This is a genomic window from Streptomyces siamensis (genome assembly GCF_039543605.1).
In the GTDB taxonomy this organism is placed as follows: Bacteria; Actinomycetota; Actinomycetes; order Streptomycetales; family Streptomycetaceae; genus Streptomyces; species Streptomyces siamensis.
The window spans coordinates 38,870-54,169 of the sequence record NZ_BAABKB010000007.1 but is presented as its reverse complement, the minus strand read 5'-3'; the positions used below and the strand labels follow the sequence as shown (position 1 = coordinate 54,169).

The 15,300-nt window shown below is 72.4% G+C and carries 12 protein-coding genes; 11 read left to right on the top strand and 1 reads right to left on the bottom strand.

The window, feature by feature from the left end; all coding sequences use genetic code 11:
* The first annotated feature begins 206 nt into the window (after positions 1 to 206).
* Positions 207 to 719, top strand: coding sequence for a MarR family winged helix-turn-helix transcriptional regulator (locus tag ABEB03_RS13840; RefSeq protein WP_345647306.1), 513 nt, complete (start codon positions 207 to 209; stop codon positions 717 to 719).
* A 113-nt stretch (positions 720 to 832) separates the two neighbouring features.
* Here the strand turns inward: ABEB03_RS13840 and ABEB03_RS13835 are convergent, their stop codons facing one another.
* A complete protein-coding gene (locus tag ABEB03_RS13835; RefSeq protein WP_345647167.1) occupies positions 833 to 1,597 on the bottom strand; it encodes a VOC family protein in 765 nt (254 codons plus the stop codon).
* Positions 1,598 to 1,798: 201 nt separating this feature from the next.
* On the opposite strand from ABEB03_RS13835, the gene fabG reads away from it, so the two are divergent.
* From fabG to ABEB03_RS13785, 10 genes are all read left to right on the top strand, one after another.
* Positions 1,799 to 2,551 (top strand): 3-oxoacyl-[acyl-carrier-protein] reductase, encoded by a 753-nt coding sequence (gene fabG, locus ABEB03_RS13830; RefSeq protein ID WP_345647164.1) that lies wholly within the window; start codon positions 1,799 to 1,801, stop codon positions 2,549 to 2,551.
* Positions 2,548 to 3,357 (top strand): thioesterase II family protein, encoded by an 810-nt coding sequence (locus tag ABEB03_RS13825; protein WP_345647161.1) that lies wholly within the window; start codon positions 2,548 to 2,550, stop codon positions 3,355 to 3,357. The genes fabG and ABEB03_RS13825 overlap by 4 nt, the downstream gene beginning before the upstream one ends.
* The gene (locus ABEB03_RS13820; RefSeq protein ID WP_345647158.1) at positions 3,354 to 4,289 is read left to right on the top strand and encodes a TauD/TfdA family dioxygenase; all 936 of its coding nucleotides are present in this window, start codon (positions 3,354 to 3,356) and stop codon (positions 4,287 to 4,289) included. The genes ABEB03_RS13825 and ABEB03_RS13820 overlap by 4 nt, the downstream gene beginning before the upstream one ends.
* 16 nt (positions 4,290 to 4,305) lie before the next feature.
* Positions 4,306 to 5,316 (top strand): TauD/TfdA family dioxygenase, encoded by a 1,011-nt coding sequence (locus tag ABEB03_RS13815; RefSeq protein ID WP_345647155.1) that lies wholly within the window; start codon positions 4,306 to 4,308, stop codon positions 5,314 to 5,316.
* A gap of 7 nt (positions 5,317 to 5,323) precedes the next feature.
* Positions 5,324 to 6,325 carry a beta-ketoacyl-ACP synthase III gene (locus ABEB03_RS13810; RefSeq protein WP_345647152.1) on the top strand — a complete coding sequence of 334 codons (1,002 nt, stop codon included), beginning with the start codon at positions 5,324 to 5,326 and terminating at the stop codon, positions 6,323 to 6,325.
* A 51-nt stretch (positions 6,326 to 6,376) separates the two neighbouring features.
* A complete protein-coding gene (locus ABEB03_RS13805; RefSeq protein WP_345647149.1) occupies positions 6,377 to 6,637 on the top strand; it encodes an acyl carrier protein in 261 nt (86 codons plus the stop codon).
* Positions 6,638 to 6,666: 29 nt separating this feature from the next.
* Positions 6,667 to 8,064: a condensation domain-containing protein gene (locus tag ABEB03_RS13800; protein ID WP_345647146.1), complete on the top strand. Its 1,398-nt coding sequence runs from the start codon at positions 6,667 to 6,669 to the stop codon at positions 8,062 to 8,064.
* A gap of 160 nt (positions 8,065 to 8,224) precedes the next feature.
* Entirely contained in the window at positions 8,225 to 9,241 is a 1,017-nt protein-coding gene (gene sbnA / locus ABEB03_RS13795) for a 2,3-diaminopropionate biosynthesis protein SbnA (protein ID WP_345647143.1), read from the top strand.
* Positions 9,235 to 10,251, top strand: a complete 1,017-nt coding sequence (gene sbnB, locus ABEB03_RS13790) for a 2,3-diaminopropionate biosynthesis protein SbnB (RefSeq protein WP_345647140.1) — start codon at positions 9,235 to 9,237, stop codon at positions 10,249 to 10,251. The genes sbnA and sbnB overlap by 7 nt, the downstream gene beginning before the upstream one ends.
* Before the next feature lie 117 nt (positions 10,252 to 10,368).
* Positions 10,369 to 15,237, top strand: coding sequence for an amino acid adenylation domain-containing protein (locus tag ABEB03_RS13785; RefSeq protein WP_345647137.1), 4,869 nt, complete (start codon positions 10,369 to 10,371; stop codon positions 15,235 to 15,237).
* Positions 15,238 to 15,300: the final 63 nt, after the last annotated feature.

Sequence of the window (15,300 nt, the reverse complement as noted above, 5' to 3'; positions counted from 1 at the left end):
CCGCGGGTCCCGCGGGACCCGCCGGTTCGGCTGGTTCCGCCGCTCCGGCGGACGAGGAGGATGCCCCCGGCGCGCGGGCCGCGGCGCCGCGGGCCTTTGGCGGCGGTCCCGCCGGCGAGGACGCCGTCTCCGGAAGCGAAGCTTCCACGGGCGTCCCGTCCAGGAGCAGAACCTCCAAAGGCGCCCCCTCGGAGAGGGGAACCCCCATCGGCGTCCCCGCGGACACCGTCGCGGCCGTCGTCCGGCAGTGGCGGACCGTGCGCCCCGACCTCGACACCGGGCCCATGGAGGTCATCGGCCGCGTCAATCGCTGTGCCGCGCTCCTCCAGCAGGCCGAGGACGCACCGCTGCGCCGGGCCGGGCTCACCCGCCCCGAGTTCGACGTCCTCGGAACCCTGCGGCGCACCGGACACGAACTCACCCCCAGCGAGATCGCCCGCGAGACGTTCTCCTCGGGCGCCGCCGTCACCAAGCGGCTCAAGCAGCTCACCGAACGCGGGCTGGTCGAGCGCCGGGGGGACACCCGTGACCGCCGGGTCGCACATGTACGGCTGACCGACGAGGGGCGCGCTCTCGTCGACGGCATCCTGCCCGAGCAACTGGCCTACGAGACCTCGGTCCTGTCCGGCGTCGACCCCGATCGCCGACGTGAACTGGCCGGACTGCTCGGCGAGTTGCTCGGCCAGCTGGAGGGCCGCCTCGGGCTGCCGCGGGCCTGAAGCCGTCCGGGGGAGGGGCGGGAGCCGTGCCCGCCCTCCCGGGGTGCGGGAGCCATCCCCGGAACCGTCCGGCCTCGGGGGAGCAGGAGCCACCCCCTCGGACCGTCCCGCCTCTAGCCCTCCTCGTCCGCCGTGTGGATTCCGAACGGTGCCCCCTGAGGGTCCTTCAGCACCGCGATGCGCGGGCCCTCCGGCACGGTCGTGGGCTCCATCAGCATGCTGCCGCCCGCCGCCACGGCCGCGTGCGCCGTGGCGTCCACGTCCTCGACGGCGAAGTACGGCAGCCAGTGCGAGGGCACTTCCGGCGGGAACTTCTCGTCCAGCGTCAGCATGCCGCCGAAGTCGTCGCCGGCGATGCCCCATTGCGTGTACTGCTCCGAGGGGTTCACGGTCCAGCCGAAGACCCGCGTGTAGAAGTCCGTGACCGGCCCAGGGGCGCGGGTCAGCAGTTCGACCCAGCCCAGCGCGCCCGGCGCGTTGAACAGTCCCGCGCCGGGGAAGGCACGTGCCTGCCACAGCTGGAAGAAGGCACCGCCGGGATCGACCGCGACAGCGAAACGGCCCACGTCGAACACGTCCATCGGCCCGAGGGCGATCGTGCCGCCCGCGGCCCGCACCGCCTCGGCGGCCGCATCCGCGTCGGCCACGGCGAAGGAGACGTTCCAGGCGACGGGCTGGGACTCCTGGTACCGGGGCGAGATCGCCGCGACCGCGGCGTCGCCCAGGTGCGCGACGGTGTAACCGCCCGCCTCCTGGCGCGGGTCCGTCTCCGGCCGCCATCCGAACAGGTCGGCGTAGAAGCGCTTGGCCCCCTCCAGATCGCTGGTTCCCAGCTCGGTCCAGCAGGGACCACCGGTCACCGGCCCGTCCAGCTTCATGAGGTTCCTTCCGCAGCGCCCATGGCGTTCCTTCCGCAGCGAGACCCCTTCAGCACGCTATGCCCGCACCGGGACCCCGGCCACCGGGCGCCGCCCGGACCTCCCCACCGGCTGCTCGCGGGCCGTGCTGGACACCGTATAGGCCCCATATAGCGACCGAACCCACGCTCGACTCACTCGAACGGATGAGGGGGCTCGGACATGGGGCGGGACGGCAGCGCGGCTCGGGTGGCGGTCGTGACCGGTGGATCGCGGGGCATCGGCCGTGCCGTCGCCGTGCGACTGGCGCAGGACGGCTTCGACGTCGCGATCTGCTACCGGTCGGACGAGGCGGCGGCGCAGCTCGTGCGGAAGGAGATCGAGGACAGGGGGAGCCGGGCGCTGACCCGTCGTGTGGACGTGGGGGTCCGGGAGGACGTGCAGCAGTTCGTGACGGCCGTGGAGGACGAGCTCGGCACACCGGACGCCGTCGTGACCTCCGCGGGCATCACCCGCGACCGGCCGCTCGCCCTCATGGGGGACGAGGACTGGCACTCCGTCGTCGGGACCAACCTGAACGGCACGTACCACCTGCTGCGCTGCGTGATCCGTCCGATGATCCGTGAGCGTGCGGGAGCCGTCGTCACCCTCTCCTCGGTCGCCGGAGTCGCCGGCAACGCGGGCCAGGCCAACTACGCGGCCTCCAAGGCGGGCATCGTCGGCCTCACCCAGTCGCTGGCCAAGGAGGCCGGGCGCTACGGGATCCGGGCCAACGCCATAGCCCCCGGGTTCATCGAGACCGAGATGGTCGCCGACCTGCCCGAGAAGGTCGTCGAGGGAGCCCTGACCCGGATCCCGCTCGGCCGCTTCGGACAGGCCGACGAGGTCGCCTCGCTCGCCTCCTTCCTGGTCTCCCCGCAGTCCGCGTACATCACCGGTCAGGTGCTCCGCGTCGACGGGGGCATGGCGCTGTGACCGGCGACGGCCTGTGGTTCCGCCGCTATCCCGCGGCCCGCCCGCCCCGGGTGCGGCTGGTGTGCCTCCCGCACGCGGGCGGCAACGCACAGCTCTTCCACGGCTGGCCGGGCCGGCTGCCCGGCGACGTCGAGGTGCTCGCCGTGCGCTACCCCGGACGCCAGGAGCGCATGACCGAGCCGTGCGTCGAGTCCATGGACGAGCTCGCCGACGAGGTCGCCCGGGCCCTGGACACGTACCGGGACGTCCCGCTCGCGCTGTTCGGGCACAGCATGGGCGCCGCCGTGGCCTACGAGGTCGCGGCCCGCCTCGAAGCGACCGGCCCGGGCCCCGTCCAGGTGTTCCTGTCCGCACGCAACGCCCCGCACCGGGCGACCCGCACCATGCTGCACCGGGCCGCCGACGATGTGCTGCTGGCCTCCGTACGGCGCCTGGGCAGCCTCGGCGGAGACCCCTACGGCGTACCGGAACTGCGGGAACTGCTGCTGCCCGTGCTGCGCAGCGACTACCGGCTCATCGAGACCTACGCGCCCGGGAACCCGCCCGTGCTGCGCGCCCCCGTCACCGCGTACGCCGGTGCCGCCGACCCCGGCTGCGACGTCGAACGCGTCTCGGCCTGGGCCGAGTTGACCACGGGCGGGTTCGACCTGCGGTCGTTCCCCGGCGACCACTTCTATCTCGCCCCGCAGGAGGCCGAGCTGACCGCGGACATCGCCGCCCGGCTCGCCCGGCCGACCGGGGCGCCCACCGCAACCGCCATCCAGGCCGCCCAACCGGCCGCCACGACTGCGAGGACAGCTCCATGACCCACACCGAGACCTGGGCACCGCTGGAGATCAAGGCCGAGGACGGTGGCGGTGCCGGCGAACTGCTCAGCCGCCTCGACACCCTTGACCCCGGCCTGGACGAACTCCTCGTCCGCGAGAAGGCCCTGGTCTTCCGCGGGTTCGGCATCACGCCCGACACGCTCGACACGGCGCTCGACCGGCTGCTGCCGCACCGGCTCGCCTACGTCCACGGCAACTCGCCGCGCACCAAGGTCGGCGGCAACGTGTACACGTCGACGGAGTACCCGCAGGAGTACACCATCTCGATGCACAACGAGATGAGTTACGCGCACGCCTGGCCGACCCGGCTCGCCTTCTACTGCGAGGTGACACCCGGCGGCGGTGGCGCGACCCCCGTCACCGACGCCGCCCGCTGGCTGGCCGCGCTCGACGACGAGGTGCGCGAGGCCTTCGCGGGCGGCGTGCGCTACGTGCAGAACCTGCACGACGGGTACGGCCTCGGCAAGAGCTGGCAGGACACCTTCGAGACCAAGGAACGCGGCGACGTCGAGGAGTTCCTCACCGGCACCGGCGCCGAGTGGACCTGGCGGCGCGACGGCAGCCTGCGTGTCGAATCGGTCCGCCCCTCCACCACCCGGCACCCGGTCACCGGCGCCGAGGTCTGGTTCAACCAGGCCGACCAGTGGCACCCCGCCGGACTCGGCGACGACACCGCCGCCGAACTCGCCGCGATCCTCCCCGAGGACGAGCTGCCGCAGATGGTGAAGTTCGCCGACGGCGGCGCCATCCCCGCCGAGTACGTCGCCCAGATCCGGGACCGGGGCCTTGCGGCCGCCGTCGACGTCGACTGGATCCGCGGCGACCTGCTCCTCATCGACAACGTGCTGCTGGCCCACGGGCGACGGCCGTTCACCGGTGACCGCCGCGTCCTCGTCGCGATGTCCGACTGAACCGGGAACGGACGACATGACCAGCACCCACGACGTGACCCGCGCCTCAGCCGGCGTACTGCCCGGCTGGGCCGGCACCGGCACGGCGCCCCACCTGCACCGGGCCCGCACCGAGGACGCCGCCGTCCTCGCCGACATCGACACGCACCGCGACGAACTGCGCCGCTGCCTCGCACGACAGGGAGCCGTCCTGCTGCGCGGCTACGCCATCGGCGGGGTCGACGGCTTCGACGCCGTGGTCCGTGCCTTCTCCGGCACACCGCCACTGGCCTACGCGGAGCGCTCCTCGCCCCGCTCCACCATCAAGGGCCAGGTCTACACCTCGACCGACTACCCGGCGGCCGAGGAGATCTTCCTGCACAACGAGAACTCCTACCAGGCCGTGTGGCCCGGCACCCTCTACTTCCACTGCGCCGAACCGCCCACCACCCAGGGCGCCACCCCGCTCGCCGACACCCGGCGCGTGCTCGCCGCCCTCGACCCCGATGTGCGCGAGGAGTTCGAGCGGCGCGGCTGGCAGGTGGTGCGCAACTTCCACACCGGCTTCGGAGTGCCCTGGCAGGAGGCGTTCGCCACCGCGGACCGGGACGCGGTGACCGCCTACTGCGCGGAGCGCGACATCGTCGCCGAATGGCGGCCCGACGGGGGGCTGCGCACCACCGCCGCCCGTGCGGCCGTGCACCGCCATCCCGTCACCGGCGAGCGCGTCTGGTTCAACCACGCCACCTTCTTCCACGTCACCACCGTGGCCGAGGAGGTCGGGGCGGGCCTGCGGGCGATCTTCCCCGACGAGGACCTGCCCACCAACACGTACTACGGCGACGGCGGAGCCATCCCGGACGCCGTGACGGACCATCTGCGTTCCGTCTACCGGGCCAACTCCGTCCGCTTCGACTGGCAGCGCGACGACGTGCTGATCGTCGACAACATGCTCACCGCGCACGCGCGCGAGCCGTTCACCGGGCCCCGGCGGATCGCCGTGGCCATGGCCGAGCCGTCCGACGCCCCGTCGGACGGGAGGAGTTGAGGACGTCATGGCACAACCCGAGGCAGCGGGAGCTCCGTTGGAGACCTATACGACCCCGCCGACCCACGGATCCCGCATCACCGGCATCGCCGCCTACCGGCCCGCGAAGCTGCTGTCCAACGAGGAGCTGTCCCCGCGCACCACCGTCTCCCCGCAGTGGATCGAACAGCGCACCGGCATCAGGACCCGGCACCACGCGAGCGAGGCCGAGGACCTGGTCACCATGTCCGTCGCCGCCGGCGAGAAGGCCCTGGTGATGGCCGACATCGACCCCACCGAGGTGGACCTCACCATCGTGGCCACCGCGACCCGCAAGCGTCGCATGCCGGGCATCGCACCGGAGGTCGCCAGCCGCATCGGGCTGCCCAACTCGGGCGCGTACGACCTCAACGCGGTGTGCGCGGGCTTCACCTACTCGATGGCCATGGCCTCCGGCGCCGTACGGCTCGGCGAGGCACGGCACGTCCTCGTGGTCGGCGCCGAGCGCACCAGCGACTGGATCGACCCGGACGACCCCGACACCTTCGTCATCTTCGGCGACGGAGCCGGCGCGGCCGTGGTGTCGCGCTCCGAGCACACCGGGATCGGCCCCGCCGTATGGGGCAGCGACGGCGCCCGCCACAACGTCCTCGGCCTCACCGAGCGGCCCGACGGACGCGAGTACGTCGCCATGAACGGCCCGCTCGTCTACAAGTGGTCCACGGCCACCATGCCGGACGTCGCGCACCGGGCCTGCGCCGCCGCCGGAATCACCATGCGGGACATCGACTGGTTCGTGCCGCACCAGGCCAACAACCGCATCATCAAGACCCTGACCCGGGAGCTGGAACTGCCGCCCGAGCGCGTCGTCAACGACGTCGTCGACACCGGCAACACCTCCGCCGCCTCGGTGCCCCTCGCACTCAGCCGCCTCCACGACAGCGGCCGCTCCACGCCCGGCGACCACGTGCTGCTGCTCGGCTTCGGCGCCGGCCTCACCTACGCCGGACAGGTCGTCCGCATGCCCTGACCAGGGCACCGCCATCCTTCCCAGCTCACCACTCAAGAGACGGATCCACACATGACGACGCACGAGACGACCACCGACGCCCTGACCGCCGAGGTCATCGCCCTGGTCCAGCGCACCGCCCCCGACCTGGAGGGCGACATCGACGCGGACTCCAGCTTCGAGGAGCTCGGCATGGACTCGCTCACCCGGGTCGACCTGCTGGCCGCCGTGGAGAAGACCTACCGCCTGTCCGTGCCCGACGAGACGGTCGCCGAACTGCTGCGAGTGCGGGACGTCGTCGCCTTCCTCGCGACCGCGAAGGCCGAGGTCTGACGGTGGAACGCCACCACGGGGGGCCGACGGTGGACACCGTCGTCGACACACCGCTGCCGCTGTCGGTGGGCCAGGAGGGGCTGTGGCTCCTGCAGCGCCTGGCCCCCGACAGCGCGACGTACAACCTCGCAGGCGGGGCCCGCATGACGCCCGCGCCGGACCCGGAGATCCTCGGCCGCGCCGTACGCGCCCTGACGGACCGTCATCCGATGCTCCGCTCGCGCTACACCGAGACCGACGGACAGCCCTGCCGCGTCGTCGAAGCGGTCGGCACAGTGGGTGAACTGACGGTCCGTGAGGTGCCGGACGCGACGGACGAGGAGCTCGACGCACTGGTACGGGCGGAGGTCCGCCGCCCCTTCCACCTCGACACCGAGGGCCCCTTCCGGGCCGTCCTGCTGCGCCGCCGCGACGACGCCGTCGCCCTCGTCGTCACCCACCACATCGCCACCGACGCCTTCTCCCAGTGGCTGCTGTGGCGCGACCTGCTCCAGGCCTACGAGGCGTTCGCGACCGGCCAGGACGACCCCGGCTGGGAACCGCTGCCCGTCGCCTACGACGACTTCGTCGAGCGCGAACAGATGCTCCTCGACTCCTCGCGCGGCAAGCGTCAGGCCGAGTTCTGGCAGGAGGAGGCCGCCGGCGCGCAGGCCGCCGAACTGCCCACCGACCGGCCCCGCCCCGCCGTGTCCTCACAGACCGGCGCGAGCCTGCTGCGCCGGCTGCCCGACCGGCTCTCCGACAAGGTGCTGCGCACCGCCGCGCAGCGCGGAGTCTCCCCGTTCGCCCTCACGCTCGCCGCCTTCCAGTCGCTGCTCCACCGCTGGGGCGGCCAGCGGGACTTCCTCCTCGCCTGCCCGGCGTCGACCCGCCGCTCCTCCGCGGCCCAGGTCGTCGGCTACTTCGTCAACCCGGTCCTCATCCGGGGCCGTTTCGGCCGCGACACCACCCTCGCGGACGCCATGACACAGGCCGCCGACCGGGTCCGGCAGGCCACGGCACGCGTCTCCTACCCGTACCCGCTCGTCGCCCGCGACGCCGGCACCACGGGACCGCTCTACCGGATCTCGGTGACGATGGTCGCCACCGACCGGTTCGGACCGGGCATGGGCGGCGCCGCCTCCGGCGAACCGATGACCGTGGCGGGCATCGAGACGACGTACCTGGAGATCCCGCACCTGGAAGGCCAGTGCGACCTCTCGCTGGAGATCACCCGTGATGTGTACGGGCTGACGATGGCCCTGCGCTACGACACCGATCTCTTCGAACGGGCCACGGTGGAGCGGCTGTTCGACGTCCTCCTGCGGTTCGTCGAGGCGGCGGCGGACGACCCCGACCAGCGCGTCGCCCGCATCCCGCTGACCGACGACGCCGAGCGCCGGGCCCTGCTCGCCCTGGGCGGCGCGGGCTCCGGCGGCACGCCGTGACCGTCATGGCCCGGCGCCCCGCGACCGCCGTGACCGTCGTGTCCCCGTGCCGCGCGCACGCCGGGGCCGGGCGGTCCACGGCGGTCACGGCCCCGCGCCCCGTGACCGCCACGCCGGCACATACCGTGACCGCCCACGAATCCGGCAGGAGTCCGCGTCCATGACGCCACGACCGGTGCTCGACGGCATCCTCGACGCCGTCGGCGACACACATCTGGTGGAACTCGGCGGCCTGCTGCCCCGTTTCCCCTCCCGGGTCCTCGCCAAGCTCGAAGGGTTCAACCCCGGAGGCAGCGTCAAGGACAGGTCCGCGCTGTCCATGCTGCTGGGCCGGATCAGAGGAGGCGAACTGATCCCCGGCCGTTCCACGGTCGTGGAGTCCAGCTCCGGCAACCTGGCCATCGGCATCGCCCAGATCTGCCGCTACTACGGGATCGACTTCATCTGCGTCGTCGACCCCAAGACCACCCGGCAGAACCTGAAGATCCTGCGGGCCTACCAGGTCACGGTCGACATGGTCACCGAACCCGACCCCGACACCGGCGCCTACCTCCCCGCCCGGCTCGCCCGGGTGCGCGAACTGGTGGCCGCCCTGCCCGGCGCGTACTGGCCCAACCAGTACGCCAACCCGCTCAACCCGCGGGCCCACACCCGGACCATGCGGGAGATCGCCGAGGCGCTGGACGGCCGGGTCGACTACCTGTTCTGCGCCACCGGAACGGGCGGCACCCTCACCGGCTGCGCCGACTACATCCGTGACCACGGTCTGTCCACGACGCTGGTCGGCGTCGACGCGCTCGGCAGCGTGCTGTTCGGCGGCCCGGCCGGGCCCAGGCTGCTCCCCGGGCACGGCGCGGCCGTCCGCCCGGCCCTCTTCGATCCGGCGCGCGCCGACGAAGTGGTGCTCGTCTCGGACCTCGACTGCGTGGTCGGCTGCCGGACCCTGACCCAGCGTGAGGCCATCCTCGCGGGCGGCTCGTCCGGCGCCGTCACCGCCGCCCTGGGCCGGTTCGCCGACCGCATCCCCGCCGGCAGCACCTGCGTGCTGGTCTTCCCGGACCGCGGCGACCGCTATCTCGACACGATCTACGACGACGAATGGGTGCGCCGCCACTTCGGCGATGTGAGCCACCTGTGGAAGGAACCGGAGCACACCATGGCGGTGGGAACATGCTGATCATCGGCCACCAGACGGTCGCGGGCCTCCTCGAAGGCCGCGAGAAGGAGATCGTCGACCTCGTCGCCGAGGCCTACCGGCGCCACGACGAGGGCCGCACCAGCCTGCCGCACTCCGTCTTCCTGCGCTTCCCCGACCGCCCCCGGGACCGCATCATCGGACTGCCCGCCTATCTCGGCGGCAGCACCGAGACCGGCGACGACGACATCGCCGGAATGAAGTGGATCGCCTCCTTCCCCGGCAACATCGCCTCCGGGGTGCAGCGCGCCAGCGCGGCGATCCTGCTCAACTCGCTGCGCAACGGACAGCCCGAGGCGCTCATCGAGGGCTCCTTGATCTCCGCCCGGCGCACCGCCGCGTCCGCCGCGGTGGGCGCGCGCGCCCTGCTCGCCGGCCGCAGGCCCTCCGGGATCACGCTCGTCGGCTGCGGCGTCATCAACCGCGAGGTGCTCCGCTTCCTCGCCGCCGAACACCCGGGCCTCGACCGGCTCACCGTGTACGACACCGACCCCGAGCGCGCCAGGCGTTTCACCCTGGACAACGCGCGGCTGCTGCCGTCGGCCGCCGTCCGCCACTGCGACACCCTCGACGAGGCCCTGGCCGCCCACGACCTGGTGTCCATCGCCACCACCGCCGCGACCCCGCACACCTCCCTCGACGCCTGCCCGCCCGGCACGGTGGTGCTGCACCTCTCACTGCGCGACATCACCGTCCCGGCCGTCCTCGACTCCCACAACGTCGTCGACGACCCCGACCACGTGTGCCGCGAGAACACCTCGGTCCACCTCGCCGAACTCACCTCCGGCGGAAGGGACTTCATCGACGCGAGTATCGGCGCCCTGCTGCGCGGCACCGCGACGCTCGACCCGCGGCCCGGCAGACGGCTCGTGTACTCGCCGTTCGGGCTCGGTGTCCTCGACCTCGCGCTCGCCCGCTTCGTACGGGACCGGGCCCGCGCCGGCGGACTCGGCACCGACGTCACGGACTTCCTGCCGGCGCCCGCCGCGTAGGCCACCCGCCCTCCCGCACACCGCCGGCCGCGCCGCCGCGAACCACCGGACCACCGGCGGCGCCGCCGAGGGCCGTCGCACCGCCGCACGCGCTCACTTCCCTGGAGAAGAGAAGAGATGACAGTCCCGCTGCACCGACTCATCGCCCACCAGGCCGTGTCGACCCCGCTCGCCGTCGCGGTCGACGGCGCCCAGGGGCCGCTGAGCTACGAAGCGCTCGACCGGCGCGCCAACCGGATCGCGCGGCTCCTCGCGTCCCGCGGCGTCGGCGCCGAGGACCGGGTCGTCGTCTGCCTGCCGCGCGGCCACGACCTCGTCGCCGCCCTGCTCGGCGTGTGGAAGGCGGGCGCCGCCTACGTGCCGCTGGACATCGGGCACCCGCGGGAGCGCACCGCCTGGGTCGTCGCGGACAGCGGTGCGCGCACGGTGCTGACGAGCGGGACCGACGCCGACACCTTCGCGGAGCTCCTGCCCGGCGGAGTCGTGGACCTCGACCGGGAGTCCGACGCCCTGGCCGCACTGCCCGACACGGCACCCGAGACCGAGGTCACCGCCGACCACGCCGCCTACCTCACCTACACCTCGGGCTCGACCGGACGTCCCAAGGGCGTCCTCGTGCAGCACGGCGGCATCGCCGGCCGGGTCGCCTGGTCGCTCGACAACCAGGGAGTGACCAGCACGGACCGCGTGCTCCAGAAGACCGTTCTCACCTTCGACGCCGCAGGCTGGGAACTGTTCACCCCGCTCGCCGCGGGCGCCACCGTCGTCATGGCACCACCCGGCGCCGAGGCCGACCCCGCCCTGCTCGTGGCGACGGTCGCCGACGAGCACATCACCGTCCTCCAGGGCGTACCGTCCGTGCTGCGGCTGCTCGTCGCCGAGCAGCGCTGGACGGACTGCGCCGACCTGCGACTGGTGTGCTCGGCCGGCGAACCCCTCGACGGCGAACTGTGCCGGGCGCTCGCCGAACCGGGCGCCGCCCGCGTCTGGAACACCTACGGCCCCACCGAGTGCTCCATCGACGTCACCGCCCAGCTCTACGACCCTGAGCGGCACGCCGAGGCCGTCCCCATCGGGCGGCCCCTGGACCACATGCGGGTGTACGTCCTCGACGCCGAGTTCGACCCGGTGCCCGTCGGGGTGGTGGGCGAGCTGTACGCCGCCGGCGACGGCACGGCGCGCGGCTACGCGGGCCGGCCCGCGCAGACCGCCGAGCGTTTCCTGCCCGACCCGCACGGCCCCGCCGGCAGCCGCATGTACCGCACCGGCGACCTGGTGCGCTGGCGGTCCGACGGCGCCCTCGACTTCCTCGGCCGCGCCGACCACCAGGTCAAGGTCAACGGCGTCCGCATCGAACCCGCCGAGGTCGAGGCCGCGCTGAACGCCCACCCCGACGTCCGCGGAGCCGTCGTCGACGCCCGCAACCTGGGCGACGGCAAGCGGCTCGTCGCCTACCTGACCACGGCCCGCCGCATCCCGCGCGACGAACTGCGCACCTTCCTGCGCGGCAGACTGCCCGAACCGATGATCCCCTCGCTGTTCGTGCCGCTGGACGCCTTCCCGCTCACCAGCAGCGGCAAGGTCGACCGTGCCGCCCTGCCCGACCCGGCCCTGGAGCCCGCCAAGGACTCCGCCGAGTACGTCGCCCCCCGTACCCCCGCCGAACGCCTCGTGGCCCAGGTGTGGGAACAGCTCCTCCAGGTCGAACGGGTCGGCGCCCACGACGACTTCTTCTCGCTCGGCGGCTCCTCCCTGGTCCTGACCCGGTTGGCCGACGCGCTGCGCAGGGCATCCGGCGACGACATCCAACTGCGTGGCCTCTTCGGCGCGTTCACCGTCGAGGCGCAGGCGAAGCTGCTGGAGGACGCGCGGCCCGCCGTCTCTGGTGTGACGTCTGTCGGCCGCGACGAGCCGCTGCCGCTCTCCTTCGGCCAGCACCGGCTGTGGTTCCTGGACCGCATGCACCCGGGCAGCCCCGAATGGGTGGCCCCGTTCTTCCTGCGGCTGCCCGCCGGCACCACACGTGACGTCGTGCAGTCCGCCCTCGACGCGCTGGAGGCCCGCCACGAGTCCCTGCGCACCCGGTACCTGGTCCAAGGTGAGGAGCCCCGCCAGGTGATCGCCGCGCCGGGCACCGTCGAACTGCGCGTCGAGGACGCCTCGGAGGCCCACCTGGAGGGCCTGTTCGCGGAGCAGTTCGCCCGCGGCTTCGACCTCACCGAGGGCCCGCTGTGGCGCGCTCTGATGGTCCGCGTGCCGAAGGGCGGACCGGTCCTGCTGGTGACGGCCCATCACATCGCCACCGACGGCTGGTCGACCGTCCTGCTCGACCGCGAACTGCGCGAACTGTGCGCCGCGGCGACGGAGGGCCGCAGTCCCGAGCTCGGCGAACTCCAGGTGCAGTACGCCGACTTCGCGGCCTGGCAGGCGTCCCACGCCGGCGAGGTCTCCTCGTCGCGCGAACTCGACCACTGGAAGCAGGCCCTCGCGGGGTTGCCCGAACTCAGGCTCCCCACCGACCGGCCCCGGCCCGCCCGGCGCGACGCGCACGGTTCCGGCGTCAGGTTCTCCGTGCCGGCCTCCCTCGCGGACACCCTCACCGGCATCGGACGCCGGCACGGCGCGACCCCGTACGTCACCCTGCTCGCAGCCTTCGGCGCGCTGCTCGGCCGCTACAGCGGGCAGGACGACTTCGGCATCGGCAGCCCGGTCACCGGCCGGACCCGCCCGGAGACCCAGGACACGGTCGGCTTCTTCCTCAACTCGCTCGTGATGCGCTGCGACCTGACCGGCGACCCCACGTTCGCCGAGCTGCTCCAACGGGTCCGGGCCACCGTGATGGCCGGATTCGCCCATCAGGAGCTGCCCTTCGAACGTCTCGTGGACGAGCTCCAGCCCACCCGCGACCTCTCACGCACCCCGCTCTACCAGGTCGCCTTCGACCTCCAGGACGAAGGAGCGACCTCGGTCGCCGCCGACGACGTCCTGATGGACGCCTTCCAGGGCGCCTGGCGGGTCGCCAAGACCGACCTCACGCTCTTCGTGTGGCGACAGCACGACGGCTCTCTCATCGGCGCCTTCGAATACGCCACCTCGCTCTTCGACCGCGAGACGGTCGAGCGGCTGGCCCACCACTTCGTCCAGCTCCTCGAAGCCGTGGCCGCCGACGCGGACACCGCGCTGTCCGCCGTCGACATCAGCTCCGTCCAGGAACGCCGACTGCTGAAGGCGTGGAACGACACGGGGGTTGTGGTGCCGGGGGTGTCGGTGCCGGAGTTGGTTGCTGTGCGTGCGGTGGAGTCGCCGGGTGTGGTGGCGGTGGAGGCGGCTGGTCGGTCGTTGACGTTCGGTGAGCTGGATCAGCGGGCGAATCGTCTGGCGCAGGCTTTGCGTGGTGCCGGGGTTGGTGTGGGTTCGTCGGTGGCGGTGTTGCTGGATCGTTCGGTTGATCTGGTGGTGGCGTTGCTGGCGGTGTGGCGGGCTGGGGCGGGGTTTGTGCCGTTGGATCCGGTGTTGCCGGGGGAGCGGGTGGCCGGGATGTTGGCGGATGCCGGCGTCGAGGTCGCGGTCACGTCCGCTGCCTATGTCGACCGTTTCGCGGTGGATGTGGTCCGGGTGGATGTGGAGCATCCGTCGGTGAGTGTGCCGCTGCCGTCGGTGGATTTGGATGGTTTGGCGTACACGGTGTTCACGTCGGGTTCGACGGGTCGGCCGAAGGGTGTGCAGGTTTCGCATCGGGGTCTGGTCAATCATGTGGACTGGGCGGTGCGGGAGTTGGCGTCGTGTGGTTCGGGTGGTGCGCCGGTGTTCTCGTCGGTGGCGTTCGACCTGGTGGTGCCGAATGTGTGGGCTCCGTTGGTGGCGGGCCAGCGGGTGTGGCTCTATGACGGTGAGCTGACCGAGCTGGGTGCTGCCCTGGCCGAGGCCGGCCCGTTCTCCTTCCTCAAGCTCACGCCTGGTCATCTGGAGGTCATCGGCGGTCAGCTGTCCGATGATGAGATCCGTGCGCTGACCTCGCGGATCGTGGTCGCGGGTGAGGCGTTGCCGGGCGCTTTGGTGGAGCGTTGGCGGGGCTTGCTCGGGGATGGTCGGGTGTGGAACGAGTACGGTCCGACCGAGGCGACGGTGGGCACGTGCGTGTTCCCTGTCGAGACGTCGCATGAGGGTGTCGTTCCGATCGGCCGTCCGCTGCCCAACGTGCAGATGCGTGTCCTGGATGCCGAGCTGCGTCCGGTTCCTGTGGGCGTGGTGGGTGAGCTCTACGTCGGCGGGACTGGTGTGGCCCGAGGGTATGTCGGTGATCCGGCCCGCACCGCACAGCGGTTCGTCCCCGACCCGTTCGGCGGGCCTGGTGCGCGGATGTATCGGTCGGGTGATCTGGCGCGGTGGCGGTCGGACGGTGCGGTGGAGTTCCTGGGTCGTATCGACGATCAGGTGAAGGTGCGTGGTTACCGGATCGAACTGGGGGAGATCCGTGCCGCGTTGACCGCTCACGCGGACGTCTCGGACGCGGCCGTGGTCGTGACCGACGACCAACGCCTGATCGCCTACGTCGTCGGCCGCGCCGAGGAACTCGCCGGCGCTCTCGGATCCGTGTTGCCGGAGTACATGATCCCCTCCGTGTTCGTCGAGATCGACGCGATCCCGTTGACGGCGAACGGCAAGCTGGACCGGCGCGCCCTGCCCGACCCGGAGGCCGTCGCCACCGACACCTACGTCGCCCCGCGCAGCGAGATCGAAGAGGGCATCTCGGCCATCTGGGGTCAGGTGCTGGGCCTGGACAAGGTCGGTGTCGAGGACAACTTCTTCGACCTCGGCGGTCATTCGATCCTCGCCGTACGGCTCATCTCGCGGCTCCAGGCCGAGTACGACCTGGAGCTGCCGGTGCGGGTCGCGTTCGAGCGCCCCACCGTGGCACAGCTCGCCGTCGAGATCGAGGACCGGGTGCGCGCCGAGATCGACGCGCTCCTGACCGACTCCCGCTGACCGCCGCGGGCCGGCCCCACGCGCGCCGCAGACCCGACCCGAGGAGCGCCGCCGGTCACCCCG